Genomic DNA, 23,803 nt, shown 5'->3' with positions numbered 1-23,803 from the left:
GTCGAGGCGTCGCTTAGCGGGCCTTATCTCTTGAAGAGGGAGAGTCAGCACTATCACCGAGAGCGGTGATAGTGCTGTTTACTTTTTAGTGCGGCAGTTACAGAGTGACGCCGTTTTTCCAGATGGCTAACTCACGAATATCATTGTACTCATTTTTGGTGAGCTCGCCGCTCACCAATTTGGCTAAGAGATCTAAGAATCGGTCGAGTAGCTCTGGCATTAACAAGTTGTCGGTGATTAGAGCCCCAGCATTAAAGTCTATCCAGTGCGGTTTGCGGCTTGCTAAGTCACTGTTAGTGGCAATCTTCACCGTTGGCACAAAGCCTCCGTAAGGCGTGCCTCGTCCGGTGGTAAAGAGCACCATATGACAACCCGACGCACCTAAGGCGCTGGTGGCAATGGCGTCATTACCCGGCGCATTTAAGAGGTTAAGCCCCGGTTTACTGAGTTTTTCAGTGTAATCAATCACGTCAATCACCTGGCTAGAGCCAGCTTTTTGAGTACAACCCAAAGATTTATCTTCTAGGGTGGTGATCCCACCAGCTTTATTACCTGGAGATGGGTTTTCGTACACGGGTAAGTCGTGGCTGAGGTAGTACTCTTTAAAATTGTTCACCATGTCAACGATTTTATCGAAGACCACTTGGTCTTTAGCGCGATTCATCAAAATCGTTTCTGCGCCAAACATTTCAGGAACTTCGGTCAGCACCGTGGTGCCACCATGCGCCACCATGGTGTCGGAGAATAAACCCAGCATTGGGTTGGCGGTAATTCCCGATAAGCCATCACTGCCGCCACATTCCAAGCCGAAGCGAACTTCAGAAAGCTTGCCGGGCTCGCGTCGGTCCTGCTGCATTTTATCAAACAGCCGTTGCAGATGAACCAGCCCTTGCTCCACTTCATCGTCGCTGTGCTGCGCCACCATAAACTCGATGCGTTCTGGATCGTGTGCTGCTAAGCCTTGCCTAAAGGGGACGATTTGATTGTTTTCACAACCAAGACCAATCACCAAGGTACCACCCGCATTGGGGTGAGTGGCCATGCTTTGTAACAATTTCTTGGTGGTTTGATGGTCATCGCCAAGTTGTGAGCAACCAAATTGATGGGTAAACACATGTACCCCATCGATCATCGAGGTGTCATTTTTAGCCAGAAATCGCTTGGCAATTTGCTGAGCGATGCCATTCACACAACCCACCGTTGGAATAATCCAAATTTCGTTGCGCACAGCTACTTCACCGTTGCTGCGACGATAGAGCTGTACTTCACGGTCGGTTTTGCTCAGTAATTCAACTGCTGCGCTTGGTGTATATTGGTAACTACTTTTATCATTTAAGTTCGTTTTAGCGTTATGGCTATGTATCCACTCTCCGCAATTGATCGCCTCTGTCGCATGACCAAAAGGTTCACCGTACTTTACCAATAACCCATTGGGCGCAATTTCTGCAATGGCAACTTTATGGCCTTTGTCGATGTCTTGCTGCAGATAAACATGCTGGTCAGCAATGCTGATCTCGGTGCCTTTAAGCATTGGCTCCAAGGCAATAATCACGTTATCTCGTGGGTGTATTTGGATCCAAGTCTTCATTTTATCCATCCAACTCTTTACTGAGTGCTGCTGATGTTCCAGCAGTTAGCATCGCTGTTAAATAGGCGGTCACCTGTTGCGCGAATTGAGGCACTTGATTGAGATCTTGGCCCCAACTTTTTTCTTTCGCTAATACTTTGCTGACCAGTTCGGCTGGTGTACTTTGCCCCGAGTCAACGGCTTGCCATTGCTCACTAAACAAATCTAACCAATGTTGGTCGTCATTGAGTGGAATGCTTTGACCGTCACGAAGCCCGCGATAGAACAATAGCTGAGCAGCAAAAGCGAAACTCATTAACTTGGGCGCTTTACCGTTACGCTCGGCGTTGGTCAGCAATTGTGGCAGCAGGCGAGTTTGCCACTTGGTCATGCTATTGAGTGCGATGGACGTGAGCTGATGTTGAATGTAAGGATTTTTAAAGCGATTGATAACCGCATCAGCAAAGGCTTGCAGTTCATCTTTTTCCAGTGATAAGGCTGGGATCACTTCTTCTGAGAGTAGCGATTCAACAAACTTGCTTAATTGTTGATCTTGCATTGCTTCGCCAACCGTATCGATGCCACTCATGTAGGCAACTGGCACCATGGCGGTGTGGGCCCCATTCAGAATCGCAACCTTACGCTCTTTATAGGGTTTGATGTCATCCACAATTTTAATGTTGAGAGCTTGCCCTTCTAGTTTTAAAGCTTCGGCTAGCGCTTGTGGTCCTTGGATAACAAACAGATGGAAGTACTCCGCGGTGACCATAAATTGGTCGTGATAACCCAATTTTTGTTCCAAGCTAGCTAGTTCGTCACGTGGATGACCCGTCACAATGCGATCAACCAAGGTGGAGCAAAAAGTATTTGCTTCATTCACCCAGCTGCTGAATTCGCTACCGAGATCCCATAACTCAATGTATTGATTAATTATTTCTTTTAGCTTATCGCCATTGTAGTCAATTAACTCACAAGGAATGATGAACAAGCCCTTGTCGCTTGCACCAGAAAACGCGAGGTAACGAGCGTGTAACCAGCAGGTGAGCTTCGCCGGGAAGGTGCTTGCCGGTGTATCGGTAAATTTATCTTGTTGGTTATAGGCAATCCCGGCTTCAGTGGTATTCGAAAAGATAAACTGAATATTGGGATCTTTGGCGAGTGCCAAATATTCATCGTAGTTTTGGTAAACCGATAATTCTTGATTCACCGAACTAATAATTCGGGTTTCTTCTACCGCTTGATTGTCTTCATTCAAACCGCGGATCACTGTGGTATAAAGGCCGTCTTGTTGGTTCAGTAGCGGTGGGAAATCGGTATCGATGGGGCGGACAATGGCAACGCCAGCATCGAGATCGGTTTGATGATTTAAAATATCTAATTGCCAATCAACAAAGGCCCGCAAGAAATTACCTTCTCCAAACTGAAGAACTCGGGTGGTGTATTGTTTAGCTTCAAATTGAGCGCGATTAAGGGTGTTCATTATTTCTCCAGATTCAAGTTGAAGTATTTATTAGCATTGTTGAAGCTGATGTCTTCAACCATTTTTGAGAGTAGTGCCATGTCGTGTGGGGCTTCGCCGTCGGCAACCCATTGGCCTAATAGGCGACAGACTAAGCGGCGGAAATATTCATGACGAGTATAAGAAACAAAGCTACGGCTGTCGGTTAGCATGCCTACAAAGCGACTGAGTAGGCCCAACTGAGAGAGCTGTTCCATTTGGCGTAACATGCCGTCTTTTTGGTCATTAAACCACCACCCAGAACCAAATTGGATCTTGCCTTCAATACCATCGCCCTGGAAGTTACCGCACATGGTAGCCAGAACTTCGTTATCGCGTGGGTTGAGGCAATATAAGATGGTTTTAGGTAAGGCATCTTCAAGCGCGAGAGCATTCATTAACTTTGATAATGGTGCTGCCACTAAGCCATCGTTGATGGAATCAAAACCTGTATCGGGACCAAGCAGTTGTAACATGCGTTGATTGTTATTGCGCAGGGCTCCGATGTGGTATTGCTGAACCCAGCCGCGACGCGCGTATTCTTTACCGAGGTAAACCAGCACTGCGGTTTTGAGTTGCGCAGCTTGTGTTGCCGAGACGGTTTTGTTGTTCAGGCGGCTGGCTAAGATTTGATCAAGCTCTTGTTCACTTGCTTCTTCATATTCAACCGTGTCTAAAGCATGGTCAGCGATACTACAACCGTGAGCGGCAAAATGGTCAAGACGAATAAACAGCGCGTCACATAACTGATGAAAGCGAGAGATTTCGATATTGGTTAATTCGCCTAAGGTGGCGATATAACTTAGGTAATCTTCGGCATTAATATTAAAGGCTTTGTCTGGGCGCCAGCTGGGGAGCATTTTTACATGAAAGGATTTGTCGTCGGCAACCGCTTTGTGGGCGGCTAAATCATCAATAGGGTCGTCGGTGGTGCCCACCATACGAACGTTCATTTTTTGCATAATGCTTCTTGCCGAAAATTCGGGAGTGGCTAGCATCGCATTACAATCATTCCAGATGCCCTCTGCACTTTCGGCGTTGAGGATCCGTTGGGTAATTCCAAAAGGTCGACGTAATTCTAGATGAGTCCAATGAAACAACGGATTACCAATGGTTTGAGGCACCGTTCTCGCCCAAGCCTGAAACTTTTCTTGGTCACTGGCGTCTCCAGTAATGAAGCGCTCGTCAATGCCGTTGGTTCGCATGGCTCGCCATTTGTAATGGTCGCCACGTAACCAAATGTCGGTGAGGTTATTAAAGCGGTAATCTTGAGAGATTTGTGTCGGGGGCAAATGACAGTGGTAATCAATGATTGGTTGCTGTGCTGCCACATTGTGGTAAAGCTCTTTAGCTACGTCTGTGGTCAGTAAGAAATCTTCGCTTAAAAATGTCGACATACAGGTTCTCTCAAATTTGGTTATTTTAACTCTATTAAAATACACCCTATTCAACTGGTATAACAAATTTATCCCATAAAGAAAGTTTGATCTTGAGAGTTTGATCCCACTAATCGTGTTTGCAGCAAAATTACACTAGACCTTATTGACTTAAATAGTATTATTTATGGAAGTTGTAAATTAAATTTTTTAAAGTAAAAACAGTTACTTGCTTATCGCTCATTGTTTTTTATCAGCTGTTTTGAGTATTTTGAGCACTTTTTTTACTCTGTTAAGGGGGACTGAGCTAAAATTAATTGGTTAGACCGATTGTATTTGGGTTTAGTCTTAGATTTTCGATTTGTGCCCTTTTCTGGAGCAAGATGGCTCAGGCTAAGCTCAGAACCCTATCTTGAGTCGGTTTAAGGTGATTTAGAATAAATGGGCTGAAGCGTGGTTTTTAGTTTTTTTGAACCGCTGCAGGCATTGTCGCGATCAGGCTGTTTTGGTACGATAGCCTTGTCAATGTGGCTGTATCGGTCATTGTGCACATTTTGGGTAAATTGATGTCTGAATTTGAAATAAAACGCCTTTATCAGAAGATTGCCGCAGATTTAAAAGCGCAGTTGGTGAGTGGTAAATATAAGGTTGGTGAGCGTTTGCCTTCGGAGCGCGTGATCGGCGAAACCATGGAAGTGAGCCGTACGGTGGTGCGTGAGGCGATCATTATGCTGGAAATTGAAGGTTTTGTTGAAGTGCGTAAGGGCTCGGGCATTCACGTGATTGCCACGGACATGCCAAGCAATAACCAGAGTGCCGATAAAGCGAGTGAAACCTTATTGTTCTCCGGTCCTTTTGAACTGCTGCAGGCAAGGCAGCTATTAGAGAGCAATATCGCTGAGTTTGCTGCCTCTCAGGTGACCAAACAAGATATTATTGAGCTGAAAAAAATTCAGGCCAAAGCTCTAAAAGAAGATCGTCTCCGTGATTCTAAGTGGGATAAGCTATTTCATATTCAGATTGCCAAAGCGACGCAAAACTCAGTATTGCTGATTATGGTAGAGCAATTGTGGGAGCATCGAGAGCAGAATCCTTATTGGCTCAAATTACATGAGCACATTGATGAAAGTTGTCTTAATAGCTGGTGTTGTGATCATGAACAAATTCTAGATGCGCTGATCCGTAAAGACCCGCAAGCGGCTAAGTTAGCGATGTGGCAGCATCTTGAGAACACCAAGCAAATGTTATTTAACGCCACCATATTTGACGGTGATGACCGTTACTTATTCACTGATAATCCGGTGGTTGAGTTTCAACCGCTCAATATTGGTTTAGCCTAACAAAGCCGCTGCTATATTGGCGTCCAGATAGCTTGTGAGCTGTATTTCGGCTATATGTTTGTTGTTATTCCCCGTCTTTAATCAATCTACTGGGTTGCTCTTCTATTGTTTAAGTGAGTCTACATACAAGGAAGTATGTGGTTTTATTGGTGGCGAGTCGTCCTCTTGGCATGCGGGACTCTGTCTTGCTTGCAAAATAACAAAACTCAACTAAGTTTTACTAAGTCCTGCATCCATTTCTCTCCCATTTCGTGTATTTCATCGCAAAATTGATCATACCACTTTCCAAAATGAGACATAGGCACTCTTCTATTTAGGGTAATTGGTATAACATGAGCGGGTATTGGAGTGACACGTCAAGCTTGTGAGTGGTGTTCTCCTATATGTAGTGATACCAATTATGACTCGCTGGGTCACAAATTTTGAAACTATAGTTCAAATTTAACATTTGGTGTGAGCTTAAGCTCATATCCTCCCAGCGGTTTATGTTAGCTTTGCGGCTTTGGTGTTGAGTTTTTGAAGGAGTCTTGGCTATTTCTTCAAAATGGTAAGTAGGATACATGGAATTAACAATGATTATTTCTACCTTGAATCAGATCGTCAATCGCGTGTTGGCTACGGTTCTGATTATATTTATGGGGGCGATGATTTTAACGGTGGTTTGGCAAGTCTTTACCCGTTTTATTATCAACGATCCTTCAGTCTTTACCGATGAGCTATCTAGATACCTACTTATTTGGATAGGTATTTTAGGTGGGGCGTATACCTATTCAGTAAAACGGCACCTCGCTTTAGAATTAGTGATGCCGAAGTTGAATTTTAGAAATAGAAATTTACTGAGCATTTTTATTAATATATTGGTGATAACCTTTTCATCGATTGCGCTTATCTATGGTGGCAGCATGGTTGTGGCAACAACCTTACAGCATCATCAAATATCGCCTGGACTTGCTATTGGTGGAAATCATCTACTTATCGGCTACGTATACGTGGTATTGCCTTTGTCCGGTGTTCTTATTAACTATTACGGTTTGTTAGATATATTCGCTTCTATCGCGAATATCGCCTCTGGCAAGAAAGGTGATAAGTAATGACTTTAATTGATCTTATTTTCACTCAAGAATATATCAGCGTTATGCCTGATTATCTTTTTGACCTATTGCCTATTATTGTCTTGTTTGGCACCTTGGCAATCTTTCTTATCATCGGTATGCCAATTGCCTTCGCGATTGGTAGTGCTGCATTATTGACGATTTTTCTCGATTTCCCTATCGATAAAGCCTCGATACTCGTCTCGCAGCAGTTAGCAAATGGTTTAAATAGCTTTGGTTTATTAGCCTTACCGTTCTTTATTGTGGCCGGTAATTTAATGAACCGGGGAGGTTTAGCGGTACGCTTAATTAACTTTGCGATGTTACTTGGTGGTCGCTTACCTGGCTCTTTATCCCATGTGAATGTGATTGCCAACATGATGTTTGGTTCTTTGTCTGGATCAGCCGCCGCTGCTGCCGCTGCTGTTGGTGGCATTATGGGGCCAATGCAGAAAGAACATAAATATCCACGGGCATTTTCGACAGCTGTGAACGTAGCGTCATGCCCGACTGGCTTGTTAATTCCGCCGTCAAACATTCTTATTCTGTATGCACTGGTGAGCAGTACTTCTGTTCAATACCTATTTATTGCCGGATATGTCCCAGGTTTAATGATGGGCTTAGGTATCATTCTTGGTATTTTCCTCTTGGGTAAACGCAATGGTATTCCTCAAGAAAAAATTGTTCAAACCGAAAAAACTTCTAAAGTTATTCTCGATGCACTGCCGAGCTTATTCTTAGTCGTGATTATTATGGGCGGTATCTTGGGTGGTGCTTTCACCGCGACCGAAGCTTCAGCCATCGCGGTGGTTTACAGCTTGATCCTCGGTTTTGCTTATCGTGAATTAAAAGTCAAAGATTTACCTTCAATCTTAATTGATAGCGTGTTAACCACTTCGATTGTATTACTGATGATTGCAACTTCTTCGGCCATGTCATGGGGAATGGCGAATGCAGACATTCCAACTGCGATTGCTGAGTTTGTGTTGAATTACTCGACCAATCCAATTGTGATTATGTTGCTCATGAACTTGATTTTACTGGTTGTGGGCACGTTCATGGATATGTCACCAGCGGTATTGATTTTTACCCCGATATTCTTACCGATAGCGGTGCTATTAGGCGTGGATCCAATTCACTTCGGTATTATCTTGGTATTTAATCTATGTATCGGTATTTGTACACCTCCAGTGGGTACAGCTTTATTTGTAGGCTGTAGTGTATCTGGAAATAAACTGGGAGAAGTGGTGCCTAAGTTACTGCCCCTTTTCTTAATTATGGTAATAACACTCGGATTGATAGTGGTATTTCCTTCACTAACCATGTGGCTGCCTCACTTGGCAGGATATAAATCCTAATAATAAATTGATTAAGGACGTGAAATTATGAAATTTAAAAAACTCTTACTGGCTGGTGTGATTGCAGGGATGTCTTGTAGCTCGGCTGTATATGCAAAAACTTTGAAATTGGCTCACGCATTACCAACTGAGCACCCTGTTCACCAATCTTTGGATTGGTTCGCGAAAAGTGTGACCAAAGATAGTGACTTGCGAGTGAAGGTTTATCCAAATGGAACCTTAGGGAATGAAACAGCGTTATTGCAAATGGTTCAAAATGGCACCATTGCATTTACCAAAGTAAGTGCTGCGCCACTAGAGTCTTTCTCAAAGGCTTACAAAATTTTGTCATTGCCTTATTTGTATCGTGATCTTGACCATTACAACAAAGTGTTAAATGGACCAATTGGCCAAGGTATTTTAGCTTCTTCTCGTGACCAAGGTTTTGTTGGTTTAGCGTTCTTAGATGCTGGTGCTCGTAGCTTCTACACAGATAAAGCGATTGTGACTCCTGCAGACTTGAAAGGCATGAAGATTCGTGTGCAAAACTCACCATTAGCGATTGATATCATCAAAGCGCTAGGTGCGACGCCGGTGCCACTTCCTTATGGTGAGTTGTACTCTGCTTTACAACAAGGTGTGGTTGATGGTGCGGAAAACAACATTCCGTCTTACTACTCTTCACGTCACTTTGAAGTGAAAAAAGTTTACTCTTACGACCGTCACACCATGGTGCCTGACGTATTGGTTATTTCTACCAGCGTATGGGATAGCTTGTCAAAAGCAGAGCAAGAAGCAGTACGTAAAGATGCGCAAGCCACAGTTGCAGTGCAAGAGAAAAACTGGAGCGATTACGTTGCTAAAGCTCGCACTGACTTAGAATCACAAGGGATTACCTTTGTTGAGAGTGATACGCCTGCATTCCAAAAAGCGGTTCAATCAGTTTATGAGAAATTTAAAACTGAAAACCCAGAGCTTGTTGGTATGTTGAATGATATTCAAAACACCAAATAATGATTTAGGCTTTTTTAGCTAAATTACTTCGAAGCAATACTCAACACTGCGCTTGAGTATTGCTTTATTTGTTTATATACGGACCTAAGCCAGCAAAGCTTTGCCTTTAACGCTGCTACTATTGAGGTTTTAATGAAACTAAATAAAAGCTCTATGCCGAGCGCGAACGCAGCAAGTAAACCTACGGAACAGAGCATGAATGCTGGGGTGGGCATGGTTCATCTTGGTTTTGGCGCATTTCATCGAGCCCACCAAGCTTTAATCACGGATACTTTGCTCAAAGAGCATGGTGGCGATTGGAAAATTGTTGGGGTGTGTAATTGGGGAGCGGCAGGTCAGTCAATCGAACAAACCGGCCCTGAAGCCAGCTTTGCTAACCAAGATAATCTTTATACCGTAGCGGTCGGCCAAGACGAGACACTTTCGCTGGCGATTGTTGGTGCGGTAGAACAAGTACTTTTTAGTAACCAAGTGGATGCGATCCTTGGTTATATGACTCAGCCTTCGGTGAAGGTGGTGAGTTTAACGATTACCGAAAAAGGCTATTGTCATCATCCTGCGACGGGGCGTTTGAATCTAGAGCATCCACAGATCCAGCATGATTTGGCGCATCTAGATGAACCGCATACCGCGATTGGCTTTTTAGTGGCAGCACTCAAAAAACGCCGCGAAGATAAAATTGCGCCTTTTACTCCCTTATCTTGCGATAACTTGCCGCACAACGGTGTGGTGTTGCAAAATATCATATTAGATTTTGCCAAGCAGCTGGACCCAAAACTCCATGATTGGATTGCCGCCGAGGTGAGTTTCCCGTCAACCATGGTTGACCGTATCGTGCCGCAAACCAGCGCCGCAGATCAGCAGCGTGTTAATCAGGCTCTCGGCCTTGAAGACCAGCAATCTCTGGTTACCGAACCCTTCTTACAGTGGGTGATTGAAGACAAGTTCTGTAATGAAAGACCCGCTTGGGAAAAAACCTCAATCGACAATGTTATTATTACCGATGACGTGACGCCCTTCGAAAAGATGAAGCTGCGCTTACTGAATGGCACCCATTCGGCCATGGCTTATCTTGGCTATTTGGCGGGTTATCAAACCATTAACCAAACCATTCAAGATGAGGCTTATGAACGCTTCATTCGTTACTTAATGGATATTGAAATCAGCCCATCGCTGAACGTTGAGGGGATCAACCTTGGGCATTACAAAGACTCACTGATCGCCCGTTATAAAAATAGCGCCTTAAAACACCGTACTTGGCAAATTGCCATGGATGGTTCACAAAAGATCCCGCCACGTTTCTTACAAACGATTGCCTATGGCTTACAGCACAATATTGAGACTCCGGGTTTGTATTTGGCTTTGGCCGCTTGGATGAAGTATACCCGAGGGGTGGATGAACGTGGTGCCGTGATTGATGTTCGTGACCCCATGGCAGAACAGTTTGCCGACATTTGGCTGACCAATGAATCGGTCGAAGAAGTGGTCGAGGTGTTTTTGCAGTTAAGTGCAATTTTTCCACCTAAATTGGCCAAACAAGCCGCCTTTAAGGCGAACTTACTGCATGCATTAGAGTTGCTCCTTGAAAAAGGCGCTAAGCAGTCAGTCTACGATTTTAAATGTTAGCTTGTTGAATTGATGAGCTAAATAACGATCAAGGTTTGATCTACGCGAGTGAATTAAACCTGTCAGGAATATTCGCAATGAAAATGACATTTAGATGGTACGGTGAGGGCAACGATCAAATCACCCTTGACCAAATTAAGCAAATCCCTGGTGTGGAAGGCATCGTTTGGTCTTTACACGACATGCCTGCGGGGGTGTTGTGGGACGAGCAGCGGATTGCTGAAGTTGAACAGCAGATCAAAAAATCTGGCTTTAATATTGATGTGGTTGAAAGTGTCAATGTGCATGAAGATATCAAGTTGGGGCTAGAGAGCCGTGACCAATACATCGAAAACTACAAACAAACCCTGCGAGCGCTGGGCCGATTTGGCGTGAAGGTGGTGTGTTATAACTTTATGCCGGTGTTTGACTGGACTCGTACCGAGCTTTATAAAAGCTTACCTGATGGCTCGAATGCCTTATTCTTTGAGAAAAGTAAGATTAGCGAAATTGACCCCATCGAGCTGATTGAAACGATTTCTAAAAATACCGACGTGACCATGCCGGGCTGGGAGCCAGAACGCTTAGCCAATTTAAAAGAAACCTTTAAGCTATATAAAGATTTTACGGCGGAAGATCTCTGGAAAAACCTGCAGTACTTCCTTGAGCAAATTATTCCGGTGGCGGAAGAGTGCGGTATCAAGATGGCTATCCATCCCGACGACCCGGCCTTCCCGATCTTTGGTTTACCGCGAATTATTATTAATAAAGAAAACATCCAACGTTTTCTAGGCTTGGTGGACAACCCTTATAACGGCTTAACCCTGTGCTCTGGTTCTTTAGGATCGGTGAATAATGATATTCCCGATCTAATCGATACTTTCCACGAGCGGATCCACTTCATGCATATTCGTAATGTGAAGCGTTTTGAAAATGGTGATTTTATCGAAAGTTCTCACCGTGCCTGCGATGGTTCGATTGATATTGTACAAGTGGTGAAAATGCTCTACAAACATAACTATCAGGGTTATGTGCGTCCGGACCATGGTCGACATATTTGGGGAGAAGAAAAGTGGGCTCGCCCTGGTTATGGTTTGTATGACCGTGCCCTTGGCATCATGTATATCAATGGCTTATGGGATGCGTTAAACCACGAGACTTAAACGCACCGCTCTGTTCTGAACAAGGCCTTAATGGAGCTTCCATTAAGGCTTTTTATTGGAGAGTGCGCTAGCAGTCTCTTTATCTTTCGGCTTCATCTTCTTTTGTTTCTTGTGCGACGTCTTCTGCAGCCTCATCGGTTTCGCTGAACAAGGGTTTTGGTGGACGTTGTGCGCCTCTGGCGATAATTTCTAGGTAGAACGAAGGCAGTTGCTGCTGCTCTGCTTTATCCATGCAGGCATTAATTTGTGAGACATGAATTACCTCTGCCTCGGCTTCATTGATGCCGTATTTGCAATCAAAATCCCAAAAGTCATCACCCGCTGGCAAGGTTTTACCCTTCTCTCGCTTAATGTACTTTTTAGCATCATGTTTTGCGGCTTCAATAATGCGTGCCAGATTACGTTTGGGGTGACTTAACAGGTAGGTTTTTTTCATGACAATCCTAGGACGTGAGCTTCAGGCTCGGGGGCAGATACTGTAATGATTCTAGGCTATAGCGCAAGGTTTAATCGAGTTTAGTTTAAAAGTAGCACTTAATTTGCAAGGGCCGCCTCACGGATTCACGATGGGGTAAGCATTGCGAACCAGTGAAGGGCTGGTATTGTTGCTCTGTCTTAGCAGGTGTTTATCGATCTTCGGGGGGCGCAGCTGTGTCTTGGTCTCGGTCCGCGCGTACCCACAAACAGACGTGATTGAGTTGATAGTTGATATAGAACGAGTTAAACACAAAGCACCAGAAACCATGGAACCAAAACTGGTGATCTGTTTTTGCAAAGTCGAAGGTAAGGTTGATGCGGTTGCGCACTTTAAAGGCCCAAACAACAACTAAAATGAAACCTAGCCAGTTAAGCAGTGCATCGGCCAAAATAAAGATAGGCTGATCCTTAAACCAAATCTCTTTGACTAGGCTCAATGGGCCGAGCCAGCACAATACAAACAGAGTTTCGACCAGAGTGTTATGAATGGCGGGCAAGTTATTGTCTAGTTGGTTCACTTTGTGGCTTAAGGCTTTGATGTAGTAGCCCGAATAAACCCCTAAAGTAATCGCAGAATAGAAAAATAAGCGCCATGTACTGATCATTTGCAGTTTTAAAAAATCATCTTTGGTCACAAACAATTCCTATCTAAATAAAGCGGTTAAATGATGCAAGTCATCTTAGAGTGACGGCTTGTGAGCTTAAAGTTTAACTATTTGGAAGTAAATGGAAAGATTGCATGTTTGAAGAGCGCGCTGCGTATTCTGCTGTTAGCGCTAAGAAATAGCAGTTTGAAGGATTTTATCGAGTAGAGTTTGCCGATTTTCTAGTGTTCTTTGTAATAGTCATCTGCCAACGCAGAAAGGCGCGCTTATTTATATGGGTATTATGGTGTCCAATTTTATAGGGATTGGCTGGAAATGGATGTCATGGTGTCTGTTCTTTCCAGCCGTGCAGGGTTTGCTATAAGAGGCGTCGCATTACGCCCCTTTCTGTAGCACAAACATGTGGTAAGCAAACTCGCTTAAGTAGCGCTCATAAATCGTAATCTCTCGCTCTATATCGGCAATGGCCGCTGAGTCCGGCAGGCTCGATTTGAGTTGCGCAACACGTGCTTTAAGTGGTTGATAATAATTGAGCCAGGCTTGTTCACTTAGAGTGAAATGGTCAATTACTTTAAAGCCTGCTTGGCGCATTTGCGCCAAGCGTTTTGGGACTCTTTGCATATCCGGGTATTCTTGTTGCCAGAATGCCAAGGCCTCAGGGCTTGGGTTGTCGGTTAACCAAACCAAGTCACTGAGTACCATACAGCCATTCTCTGTAAGTAACGGTCGCCACTGTGTTAACGCTTGTTCGACCCCCATAATGTAAGCCGAGCCCTCTGACCAAACACAATCAAAGCTCGAAGCTGAAAACGGCAGTTCGGTCATGCTGGCGCAGCTCAGGGTAACCCGCGAGCCTAATTGCTGCTCCGCAAGGCGCTCGCCAAGTTCATCGAGGGCGCTTTGTTCGTTATCTACCGCGACAATCTGTGCGTTGGTATGTTGCCCCAATAACCGGGTAGAAAAGCCTTTACCACAGCCAATATCAATGATGCTTTGCGGCTCGGTGGGGAGTGATAACAAAGCCTTAAGCGAGTCATCATCGGTACCGGGCCCCCAGTGCTCTAAATTTTGGAACACCGTCATAAAGTCGGCCATGTATTGCTCGTGTGCGTTCATATCTTTTGACAACCATTTCAAATGCAAAGCCTGTTTTTCATTAAAGCCTTGCTGCCTTAACCAATCCAGATGAGCATCTGGCGCTAGTTGATTGGTCTGTTGATGCCAAGCTCGCAGTGAGCCTTCACCCAGTAGGGCCGCTAATAAGCCTCGTGCTTGCTGCTTTTGAGCGATGTCTTCATCCAACTGGCGTAAGCGTTGCTCCAACCGCGAGCGTTCCACTTTGGCTTCTAAGCAGGCCTTATAAAATGGGTCAGAGTCATTTTAAAATCACTAGCGCCTTTTAGTGCCTCACTCATTCACCTATAAGTGACGATTTAAGGGTAGTCTGAATTCCTAGCAAGTGAATACTTAAGCCTCAAAACACTAAATCACCACCCTTTTTAGTTTGAATAATTCGCTTAATCTAGGTTTGGATCTGAATGTAGATTTAAATAATAAACCCTTTGTAAACCAAAAGCTTGCAACGCTAATTATCTTTGCTGCTCATTGTTAACCACCACTAGTTACTTTGCTTCAAATTTGAATAATTTCTTGATGTTCACATATGGTGAACTAAACTTGGCTTAGGTATAGTGTTCACATATAGTGAACAGGCTGGATAGTACATGCACGTTATAAGTAAGCAACCTTTTGAAAATGCGAAAAAACGCTATCCAAACGATTCCGATGCACTAGATGCAACGTACAAGGTGTTAAAAGAGAGTAAAGCAAAAAGCCCGGATGAGCTACGAAAAGTATTTCCCTCATTAGACAACTTTAAATATGTTGATAAGTGGTGGGTGATTGATATTGGTGGTAACAACCTTAGGCTTATTGCATTTATCGAATTTGTAGGAAGTCGATGCTTCATTAAGAACATTGTCAGCCATGCCGAGTAAGACTACATTACAAAGCAATACCGTGAAAAGAAGCTGAAAAGGTAACCCTATGTTAGATATCGCAGTTTTAGACAAAGCCGCTAACCAACTGAGCCAAGTCATGCCTTGGGTGAGTGGTATCTCTTCACCAGAGCAATATCAAGAGCTGATTGCCACGATGGAAGTACTTATCGAAGATTATGATGCTCATCAGCCAGTGATCGACTTGATGTTTCCGGTGATTGAAAGGTATGAAGCAGAAGCGGAACAGTTTAGTGAATTTAATCAAGCTATCGAAAAACTAGAGCCCGGCATCGCCATGCTAAGAGTTATCATCGATCAGCATCAATTGACCTTAAGTGACTTGAAAGAAGAGATTGGTGCAAAATCGACGGTATCAATGATCTTGAATGGGAAGCGCTCTCTAACACTCAACCACATTAAGGCACTATCGGCGCGTTTTGGTGTGCCAGCTTCATTGTTTATCGGTTAGTGGCCGTTTGAAGAGTATAAAAGGGGTCAGAGTCATTTTAAAATCACTAGCGATTTTTAGTGCCTCACTCATTCGCCTATAGGTGACGATTTAAGGGTAGTTTGAATTCCTGGCAAGTGAATACTTAAGCCTCAAAACACTAAATCACCACCCTTTTTAGTTTGAATAATTCGCTTAATCTAGGTTTGGATCTTCTCATTGATTAATAATTTAAAATCAAACAACCATCAATTTAACCACTTGTAATTCGCCTCTTAGATACAAGCCTATTAGGCGATTAATCGCTTTAACTCAACCTCTTGCCTAACGCAAAGTATCAGCTTTTACTATCCTTCTCCAGTCATGTGATTATCATCCATATTTTTATGGATATTACTGTATCCATAAATAAGAAGGTATAGCTATAATAGACATCATTGTATCCATTTAGGCTGCGCATGAACTTTTCACTTTTAGATGACACCGATGTAAGCCAAGCTTTTGCTACTCATCTGCGGGGCTTACGCAAACAAGCGAAGCTATCGCGAGAGGCACTGGCACTGCGCAGTTGTGTACCTGCTTCGACCATAAAAAAGTTTGAACTCACCGGACAAATCTCATTTCGTCAGCTGCTGCTTTTGTGGCAGTCGTTGGATTCACTAGACAGGTTTTATCAACTGACACAAACCACGACTGACCGTACCGCTTTACCGACCAGTATAGAAGAGGTGCTTAAAGATGAGCTTTAAATCCATTCAAAAGTTGAATGTGGAGCGCACTCTCACAACGGGCGAAACTGTATTGGTGGGTATATTAGCGCAAAATCGCCAAGGTGTTTTCTTTCAGTACAATGAAAATTATCTAAGCAGGTTTGGCAATTTATCTCCTTTTGCGCTTCAAGGTGATGCGCGATTACAGCAAGCACCGAAAGAGCCTCACCAAGGCATTCACGGCGTGTTTGGTGATAGTCTTCCCGATGGTTGGGGGTTGCTGTTGCAAGATCGTGTGTTTCGCCAACAAGGTATAATACCTGCACAAGTAACAGCAATGGATAGACTGGCGTTTGTTGGCCAGCAAGGAATGGGGGCATTGTCTTTTACCCCTGTATCTGAGTTCTCATTCGATCAGCGAACAGATATTGATTTAGCAACACTGGGCTTAGAAGCGCAAACCTTATTTGACCAGTCCACTCTTGACTACAAAGAGACTGATGATTTAGACGGTAGCACTCAGCAAGTGTTCGCCGCATTAGTCGCTGGTGGTAGTTCGGGTGGGGCAAGACCAAAAGCGCAAATTTATATGCCTGCTGGAGACGCGACGCAATGCCGCACCTATGCACAGCCTCGTGATGAAGCATGGTTAGTTAAGTTTACTTCGAAGAACTTAGCGTTGGGCCATGAAGAAGGTTTATGTGAAGCGGCCTATTTACAAATGGCTGAGCTGGCAAAATGTCAGCCACCGACTTGGCAGTTAATTGAAGCGCCAGCAAGTAGCGGCGCTAAAGCATGGCTTGCGTTAAAGCGTTTCGATTATTTACCCGCGCAGGAGAAGGCTGGGCGTTTACATATGCACAGTGCCTGCGGCTTATTGGATGCCGACTTTCGAAGCCCGAGCTTAGACTACAGCGATCTAATTAAAGCCAGTCGTCAACTGTGTAAGTCACCTGCTGCCGGGCAACTTCAATTTCGACGCGCAATGTTTAACTTATTGGCCGCGAACCAAGACGATCACAGTAAAAATTGGGGCTTTTTACAAGCCGATGATGGCAGTTGGCAGCTCGCACCATTTTACGATGTAACCTTTAGCCCTCACCCTTTTAATGAACATGCCACCGCCTTTGCTGGGTACGGAAAAGCGCCACCACTCAAAGTGATGCAAAAGCTAGCGGCCAGTGCTGGCTTTGCTAATTGGAAGGAAGCGCAGCAATGTATTCAAGAGGTAGTGGATGCCATTAGTCTGTTTAGGCAGCTTGCTGAGCCACACGGGGTGAGTAAGGCCACTGTGTTAGCGATAGAAAAAACACTCGCAGAGCGTAAGCAAGAAAATTCGGCACTTTTAGCTTGAGATGATGTTGGTTTGAGGTGACGTTTTTTAACGTGACGTAGCATTAAGATAAATAAGACGAGTAGATAAAACATGAAACAGGTCGAAATGAACCTTGCCCTTGTGGCAGCGGTAAAAAATACAAACGTTGTTGCATGAACAGTCTCTCTAAGCAGCACGCATCTATGCTGGATGATATTGAGCAAGTAGTCGCAATGAACCCTAACTTATCTTTAGAAGAACTCAATATCGTTGCAGAACAAAAAATGAAGGCGGCTAATGAACGGCCTCATCCTGACTTTTGTGGCCTTTCGCCAACACAAATGAGTAATTGGTTATATGCGCCTTTCAGTGAGTTGGAAGGGGTACTAATACACACGCCAGACGACCTTAAGGCCTGTCCTGTGATGCGTTACTTAACATTGATATTAGATGAAGCGATGCAAAACGATGGCTCGTTTAAAGCCACCACCAAAGGCAACTTGCCAACAAAAGTCGTTAAACAAGCCAGTGAATTGTTGCCAGAGTTTGCCGTTGCTCAATTCGAACGTGACATCAGTATCAGCGAGTTTGCGGGCAGTAACGAAGATAAGTTTAATGCATTGCATTACACCCGAGTGCTAGCAGAGATTGCAGGTATCATCTATCGTCGAAGTGGGCGCTATCATGTTAAAAAAGCAGCTCAAAAGCAGTACCTAACGCATGGTATACAGGCGTTCTTTATCCCCATGCTCGAAGCGGCAAGCTCTCAGTACAATTGGGGCTACCTAGATGGCTGGGAGCACGATATTGACCTAAGAACCTTCTGGTTGTTTATGCTGTGGCGAATACAAAGCCACAACAGTTTGGAGCAGCTTGTTAAAGAGGTGATGACAGCTTTTCCTGATTTGCAACAGGCTTTCTCTACGGATGATTACTTCTCGCCAGAAAGAAACTTAAACATGCTCATCGAAAATCGGTTTATTGAGCGATTTTTACAGTTTTGGGGATTTATTATCATCGATCCGAGATGTTATTTAAACGGTGAACTTGTCGCCAGAGTGGTTCAGGTTCAGCCTTTGTTAAAGCAAACCTTTCAATTCACCATTAATTCATAAAAAGGTTATCGTGAGCGAATATCAATACTATCGATTTGAGTGTCTGGATGGGCACTTAGACAGTAAAGCGCTCCAAGCGCTCAACGTTATTTCAAGCCGTGCCAACATCACGGCAAGGTCTTTTCAAGTACATTATAACTACAGTGATTTAAAAGCAGAGCCGAATGAGCTGATGCTAAAGTACTTTGATATCGGTTTTTATTACGCCGACTGGGGCTCTATCTATGTTTACATTAAACTGCCCGCAGGGACGATACGGGATGCGATGTTTGAGTTTTCAAGCGACGAACTTTATCTTCATCAAACTGACGAGTGGCAACTACTTGTTTTCTCCATTGAGGAGTATTACGAGTATTTTGATGATGAAAGTGCAGAAGATTTTTTCCAACATTTAGCAGGCTTACGCAGTGCGTTAATTCAAGGTGATTGGCGTCTTTTGTATTTTATGTGGCTTAAAGAGTTTGACTCGAATAGCGAACTTGAAGCAATACCTTTAATTCAGTTCGATTTTCAGAATATCAATGAGGGATTATTGGCTTTTGCTGCACTTTACAGTATCCCTTTCACTCTGGTTAAAGCGCTTTCTATGATGCTTAAGGCTAAGCCAAGTCACCAAGCCAAACAAAGCCAGTTTCAGTTGGACACATGGCTAAATAATCTCACAGAGGCAGACAAAAACGCGTTAATAAGCGCAATATTTGAACAAGGCCAGTTAACCCGTCACCAAGCCTTAGCCATGACGCGAAAAGAATCTGCCAATAACGATGAAAGCTATCAGTATTGGTTAACGCCCGACGTAATTGCCCCTTATATTGAACAAGCAAAAAACCAATTACAGCAAGAACAAGCCGAAGCATTCGCTAAAAAATTAGCTATCGAAAAAGCGGAAAAAGAAAAAGCGCAGACAGAGATTTATCGCCAGCGTGAGCACTACTGGCAGCAAGTACAAGAGCAAGCGAATCGAACCTGCGCCAGTGGTTACGATGAGGCTTCACGCTATCTGCATCAACTGTTCGAAGCCTACCAGTTTAAAGCGGATGAAGCGGCGTTTGAGCAACGCTTTAAGCGCTTTGTTGTGGCGAATAATAGCCGTAAAGCGCTGTTAAACCGGTTAAGTGATTTACTTTAAACGATCAGGTTATAGAACGGTCATAGAGTGTTAGAAAAACTCGCTCAGCATGGATTACCTGAAAGGTTGTATGCCCACCTTTAGGTCTATAGATTGTTACCTATAAAGTAAGGTTGAGTAGACCTCGGGATCCTAGTTAAGGTTTTTCTACCATCTCACACTTTTACGCGCATAAAAGTGTAGTTTGGTGGCTTTTGGTATTCAGGGCCTCGTATCATCGCCTTAGCCATCGCGCAAACTAAACCTAAAAGTAGGATATTAATCCAATTATGGTCATTAAAATGGGAATACAGTCCCATTGGTTGGTGCAATGACTAAGCGTGATTTACACAATGTGCTGTTTCCAAAGCAGCGTAAAACCCTGACTCATTTTGGTGAAGACTTGTTGTTGGCGATGAAACGACGTGGTTTTACAAAAAAGCTGCTGTGTGAGCGCACTGGCTTTGATCAGAAAACCGTGAACAAACTCTTCACAGGTGATCCGGGCGTTGCCATAGGCACTTACTTAAAGGTAATGGCGGTACTTGGTATGGAGAGCAACTTTGCGGAAATGGCCGCTCACGACGAAAAACACTTATTCTATGTTTTGGATCTGCTCATTGAGTAGCGACCTAGACCCTAACAAACTCTATAACTTACCGAAAATAAACCGTTCAAAAATGCCTGTTTGCCCACCACTTGCCTCTGGCTTTTACTAAATCTTAGTGGTTAGCAATGGAAAAACAGTGCCGTTTTTATGCTGCTGTTAATGTTAAAACATAGCAGTTTTGAAAGGCTTTATCGAGCACGATTTCCGTCAACATAGCTTGGCCATTTTTCGCTTGTTCTATGTGACATGGGTGTTAGTCAGGCAGAAAAACTCTGCCCACATTTTGGCTCGGACCTATTCTCCTCGCCATCTGTCCTACTTTGCGGGAGACGGAAGGACATTTTTACGCTCAAAAAGCGTTGAGACTATTACTATCTTTTGTCATTAACGTCACCAATCGCGGGTGTACAAATAATTTTTCCTTACCGGAATTTATTTCTTGCAGCACACCAATATCCGCTAACTGCTTTAAATACGTTGAAGCAGTTTGGCGTTTTGCAATGTCACGTTCAACTAGATTATTGATACGGCAGTAGGGTTGTTCAAAAATAAGCTGAACAAGCTCATAGCTATATATTTTAGGTAGCTGTGCTTTTATGTAATCGGTTGTACTTTCCATAAGTGCCCTAATCGCTGTGATTTTATCACTAGTCCAAATGGCAGTTTGCTCGACACCTTTTAGCATAAATAACAGCCAATCTTCCCAATTCTGATCTTTGGTCACTTGGTTCAATAAGCGATAATAGTCTTGTTTGTTATGAACGATGAAACGGCTTAAGTACAAAATAGGTAGCGTTAAAAGACCGCATTCAATAAGATACAAAACATTTAAAATACGTCCTGTTCGACCATTCCCATCATAAAATGGGTGTATAGCTTCAAATTGATAATGGCTAACAGCCATCTTTATTAATGGATCTATATCATCGTCATCATGAAGAAATCGCTCCCAGTTAGTTAACAAGTCGCGGATAACGTTCTCTCCCGCAGGCGGGGTATAGATAATTTCTCCAGTCGTCTGGTTGCCTATAAAAGTCCCCGGTACTTTACGAATATCCATTTCGGAGTGCTTTAACGTACTACATACTTCAATGGCAGTCGCTGTGCAAAGCGGCTTTCTTTCAAGTTGTATATAACCTTGATATAACGCTGTTCTGTAGCGTAAAGCTTCCTTTGTTGCATGATCAGCGCCTTTATCTTCTAGCGCATACTGAAAAAGCTTATCGGTAGTGGTGACAATATTTTCAATTTCTGAACTGTCTTTTGCTTCCAGCAAAGGCAATAAGTTAATTAGCATGCTTTGGTTAGGTATGAGTTCCCCTGCCTTTTTTAATTCTGCTACAGCGGCGCGTGCAGAAATACAGGCTTTCAGAACGGCCTTCGTTTCTATGAAATCTAGATTTGGCGGCAATGTGGGTAATTGGTTGTAAGGCTGCTCTGCTTGCCAGGTCATGTTTAAATTTCCAGTTTATATCGACATAAATGAACTACTGGGTCAGTTTATGTCGATTAGATCGACATATCAATTTTATATGTCGATTTTTTGCTGTTTTTTCGACATGACTTTCTTGTATGTCGATACACTCGACATATCAAGACTTAATCAATACGACTCACCAAAACTGAGTTTTGGGTAGGACGTTTCAAAGTAATACGCCATCCCTTGGGCATCTGGGGCGGTATGGGCAAAGCCTTAATTCACGCCATTTAGCCAGACACCAACCCTGCCCACATGGCATTAATTACTTGGGGCATTATGTAAAAACTGGGCAGGTCGTTACTGGTACACTCAGAAAGCTGCACTATCTGGGCATGCTGTATGCCGTATCTGCGACCAAGCTAAGTTGGACTTTATCCAACTGCGGGCGTAAATCTGGATCTAGGTACCTTTATGCAATTGCGGCCAACGCATCAGCACAGCCATCAATGGCGAATACAACGGGAAACGTAGTGGCTGTAAGGTGTGTTCGACTAGCTCACTTGTGAGCGCCTTGACCGAGCATAGCGGAGCCTCCCCTCAAAAGTAATTAAGATAATTGATGAGTGATCGCCAATTGGGAGGGATGTCTAGTTATTGCTTCCGGTGCCACTAATTTGAACAATCTTGCGTGAAGATGAGAAATAGAGAGGTGTGAGGCTTTGCTTCGTTTCGCTTTCTACATATATACAGGTAGAATGCGCCAGTCAGAATATTGTTAGGTTTTGTGGTGTATGGGTGTAATTGATTTATTTGCAGGAGCAGGTGGCTTTAGCTTAGCTGCACATCAAGCGGGTCTTGAAGTGTTGGCGGCTATAGAGCTAGATGCATCTGCGGCCCAAACATACCGTAAGAACATCATTGAGAGGCTGCAGCAAAACACTCATTTAATCAATGGAGATATATTAAAAGTATCACCGTTAGAATTGAGACGAGAACTCGGCCTTAAACAAGGCGAGTTACAGCTAATTCTTGGCGGGCCTCCTTGCCAAGGATTCTCTAGCCATCGAATTAACGATGCTGGTGTAGACGACCCTCGAAATCAACTATTGTTACGTTACTATGATTTCGTAGAAGAGTTTCAGCCTAAAGCTTTCCTCGTTGAAAACGTAGCAGGCTTGTTCTGGAAAAAGCATGCTTCGTATCTAGAAAAGTTTAAACAACTTGCACAAGCTAACGGCTACATTATTCATTTTTGCGATACGTTAAATGCAAAAGATTACGGTGTGCCACAAAACCGTAAGCGTGCATTTATACTTGGTGTACGCAAAGATGTTGGAAGTGATGAGTTAGTTTTCCCGCCGCCGCCAGGATATTTTTCGCCTACATCAAAAGAAGCAAAGCAAGGGTTATCAACTTGGAGAACGGCTTCAGCTGTGTTTGAACCACTGACCCCTCAGCAAATCGAAGAATATATTGAACAGCATTTTCGGCCGCATACGCTAATGAGCGACCAGGCAGCGAGAAAGCTACTGCAGGATTTAGAATTTGGTGAACCTGTCGATGAAAATGATCCTTGTAATGTTCACATGCAACCTACTGAAAAAATGCAGAGGCGTTTTAAGTCGACTCGCTTAAATGGCAGCAGAATAGATGCAGGCCCAGAGTTTGAATTAAAGTGTCATGCTAATGGCTACGGCGGTCATAAAGACGTGTATGGAAGAGTGATTATCCACACACCAACAAATACAATAACTACGGGTTGCCATAATCCATCTAAAGGCCGATTTGTACATCCGTGGAAAAATCACGGTATTACGTTACGCCATGCAGCACGCCTTCAATCGTTTCCTGATGATTTTATATTCACGGGCAGTAGTACCGCTCAAGCCAAGCAAATTGGCAACGCAGTTCCCAATATTCTCGGTTATCAGCTGATATCTGCGATTTTAAATGGATTGAAGTAGAAAAAGTGCCTAGAATGCTAGGAGCTTTTTATATCTAACA

21 protein-coding genes are annotated in these 23,803 nt (G+C 43.7%); 14 read left to right on the top strand and 7 right to left on the bottom strand.

The features are described from left to right. Positions 1 to 97: 97 nt before the first annotated feature. The 3 genes from ACRRS1_RS22170 to uxaC are packed head-to-tail and all read right to left on the bottom strand — an operon-like array spanning position 98 to position 4,462. Positions 98 to 1,597, bottom strand: a complete 1,500-nt coding sequence (locus ACRRS1_RS22170) for a UxaA family hydrolase (protein WP_432455353.1) — start codon at positions 1,595 to 1,597, stop codon at positions 98 to 100. Continuing rightward, positions 1,590 to 3,047: a tagaturonate reductase gene (locus ACRRS1_RS22165; protein WP_432455354.1), complete on the bottom strand. Its 1,458-nt coding sequence runs from the start codon at positions 3,045 to 3,047 to the stop codon at positions 1,590 to 1,592. The genes ACRRS1_RS22170 and ACRRS1_RS22165 overlap by 8 nt, the downstream gene beginning before the upstream one ends. Further along, complete coding sequence (uxaC, locus tag ACRRS1_RS22160; RefSeq protein ID WP_432468714.1) at positions 3,047 to 4,462, bottom strand: glucuronate isomerase; 1,416 nt, start codon at positions 4,460 to 4,462, stop codon at positions 3,047 to 3,049. The genes ACRRS1_RS22165 and uxaC overlap by 1 nt, the downstream gene beginning before the upstream one ends. A 545-nt stretch (positions 4,463 to 5,007) precedes the next feature. On the opposite strand from uxaC, the gene exuR reads away from it, so the two are divergent. The 6 genes from exuR (at position 5,008) to uxuA (ending at position 11,991) form a co-directional block, all read left to right on the top strand. After that, positions 5,008 to 5,781 carry a transcriptional regulator ExuR gene (exuR, locus tag ACRRS1_RS22155; protein WP_432455357.1) on the top strand — a complete coding sequence of 258 codons (774 nt, stop codon included), beginning with the start codon at positions 5,008 to 5,010 and terminating at the stop codon, positions 5,779 to 5,781. A gap of 560 nt (positions 5,782 to 6,341) precedes the next feature. Beyond that, entirely contained in the window at positions 6,342 to 6,872 is a 531-nt protein-coding gene (locus ACRRS1_RS22150) for a TRAP transporter small permease (RefSeq protein ID WP_432455358.1), read from the top strand. A 44-nt stretch (positions 6,873 to 6,916) separates the two neighbouring features. Continuing rightward, positions 6,917 to 8,230: a TRAP transporter large permease gene (locus tag ACRRS1_RS22145; protein ID WP_432468964.1), complete on the top strand. Its 1,314-nt coding sequence runs from the start codon at positions 6,917 to 6,919 to the stop codon at positions 8,228 to 8,230. 27 nt (positions 8,231 to 8,257) lie between these two features. Beyond that, entirely contained in the window at positions 8,258 to 9,223 is a 966-nt protein-coding gene (locus ACRRS1_RS22140) for a TRAP transporter substrate-binding protein (protein ID WP_432455360.1), read from the top strand. A 132-nt stretch (positions 9,224 to 9,355) separates the two neighbouring features. After that, the gene (locus ACRRS1_RS22135) at positions 9,356 to 10,849 is read left to right on the top strand and encodes a mannitol dehydrogenase family protein (RefSeq protein WP_432468715.1); all 1,494 of its coding nucleotides are present in this window, start codon (positions 9,356 to 9,358) and stop codon (positions 10,847 to 10,849) included. 77 nt (positions 10,850 to 10,926) lie between these two features. After that, on the top strand, positions 10,927 to 11,991 hold the full coding sequence (gene uxuA, locus ACRRS1_RS22130) for a mannonate dehydratase (protein WP_432468716.1): 1,065 nt from the start codon (positions 10,927 to 10,929) through the stop codon (positions 11,989 to 11,991). Positions 11,992 to 12,070: 79 nt separating this feature from the next. Here uxuA and ACRRS1_RS22125 read toward each other — a convergent pair whose 3' ends face one another. From ACRRS1_RS22125 to ACRRS1_RS22115, 3 genes are all read right to left on the bottom strand, one after another. Beyond that, complete coding sequence (locus ACRRS1_RS22125; RefSeq protein ID WP_432468717.1) at positions 12,071 to 12,427, bottom strand: DUF6172 family protein; 357 nt, start codon at positions 12,425 to 12,427, stop codon at positions 12,071 to 12,073. Between the two features lie 190 nt (positions 12,428 to 12,617). After that, a complete protein-coding gene (locus ACRRS1_RS22120) occupies positions 12,618 to 13,103 on the bottom strand; it encodes a DUF4234 domain-containing protein (protein ID WP_432468718.1) in 486 nt (161 codons plus the stop codon). Positions 13,104 to 13,448: 345 nt separating this feature from the next. Then, positions 13,449 to 14,411, bottom strand: a complete 963-nt coding sequence (locus tag ACRRS1_RS22115; protein ID WP_432468719.1) for a MerR family transcriptional regulator — start codon at positions 14,409 to 14,411, stop codon at positions 13,449 to 13,451. A 386-nt stretch (positions 14,412 to 14,797) separates the two neighbouring features. Here ACRRS1_RS22115 and ACRRS1_RS22110 point away from each other — a divergent pair, with 386 nt between their 5' ends. The 7 genes from ACRRS1_RS22110 to ACRRS1_RS22080 all read left to right on the top strand — a co-directional run bounded on the left by ACRRS1_RS22110 (position 14,798) and on the right by ACRRS1_RS22080 (position 20,397). Beyond that, positions 14,798 to 15,070, top strand: coding sequence for a type II toxin-antitoxin system HigB family toxin (locus ACRRS1_RS22110; protein WP_432455370.1), 273 nt, complete (start codon positions 14,798 to 14,800; stop codon positions 15,068 to 15,070). 49 nt (positions 15,071 to 15,119) lie between these two features. Further along, positions 15,120 to 15,542 carry a helix-turn-helix domain-containing protein gene (locus ACRRS1_RS22105; RefSeq protein WP_432468720.1) on the top strand — a complete coding sequence of 141 codons (423 nt, stop codon included), beginning with the start codon at positions 15,120 to 15,122 and terminating at the stop codon, positions 15,540 to 15,542. Between the two features lie 437 nt (positions 15,543 to 15,979). After that, a complete protein-coding gene (locus ACRRS1_RS22100) occupies positions 15,980 to 16,270 on the top strand; it encodes a helix-turn-helix domain-containing protein (protein WP_432455373.1) in 291 nt (96 codons plus the stop codon). Further along, on the top strand, positions 16,260 to 17,585 hold the full coding sequence (locus ACRRS1_RS22095) for a type II toxin-antitoxin system HipA family toxin (RefSeq protein WP_432468721.1): 1,326 nt from the start codon (positions 16,260 to 16,262) through the stop codon (positions 17,583 to 17,585). The genes ACRRS1_RS22100 and ACRRS1_RS22095 overlap by 11 nt, the downstream gene beginning before the upstream one ends. Positions 17,586 to 17,650: 65 nt before the next feature. Then, complete coding sequence (locus ACRRS1_RS22090) at positions 17,651 to 18,661, top strand: YecA family protein (RefSeq protein ID WP_432468965.1); 1,011 nt, start codon at positions 17,651 to 17,653, stop codon at positions 18,659 to 18,661. A 10-nt stretch (positions 18,662 to 18,671) separates the two neighbouring features. Then, positions 18,672 to 19,790, top strand: a complete 1,119-nt coding sequence (locus tag ACRRS1_RS22085; protein ID WP_432455377.1) for a hypothetical protein — start codon at positions 18,672 to 18,674, stop codon at positions 19,788 to 19,790. Between the two features lie 310 nt (positions 19,791 to 20,100). After that, on the top strand, positions 20,101 to 20,397 hold the full coding sequence (locus tag ACRRS1_RS22080) for a helix-turn-helix domain-containing protein (protein ID WP_432468722.1): 297 nt from the start codon (positions 20,101 to 20,103) through the stop codon (positions 20,395 to 20,397). A 331-nt stretch (positions 20,398 to 20,728) separates the two neighbouring features. Here ACRRS1_RS22080 and fic read toward each other — a convergent pair whose 3' ends face one another. Next, positions 20,729 to 21,832 (bottom strand): protein adenylyltransferase Fic, encoded by a 1,104-nt coding sequence (gene fic, locus ACRRS1_RS22075; protein WP_432468723.1) that lies wholly within the window; start codon positions 21,830 to 21,832, stop codon positions 20,729 to 20,731. Between the two features lie 758 nt (positions 21,833 to 22,590). On the opposite strand from fic, the gene ACRRS1_RS22070 reads away from it, so the two are divergent. Next, positions 22,591 to 23,763, top strand: a complete 1,173-nt coding sequence (locus ACRRS1_RS22070) for a DNA cytosine methyltransferase (RefSeq protein ID WP_432468724.1) — start codon at positions 22,591 to 22,593, stop codon at positions 23,761 to 23,763. Positions 23,764 to 23,803: the final 40 nt, after the last annotated feature.

The sequence above is a fragment of the Agarivorans sp. Z349TD_8 genome (assembly GCF_050870825.2).
Lineage (GTDB): Bacteria > Pseudomonadota > Gammaproteobacteria > Enterobacterales > Celerinatantimonadaceae > Agarivorans.
The sequence above is the reverse complement of the archived record's forward strand: the minus strand, read 5'-3'. Positions and strand labels throughout refer to the sequence as shown.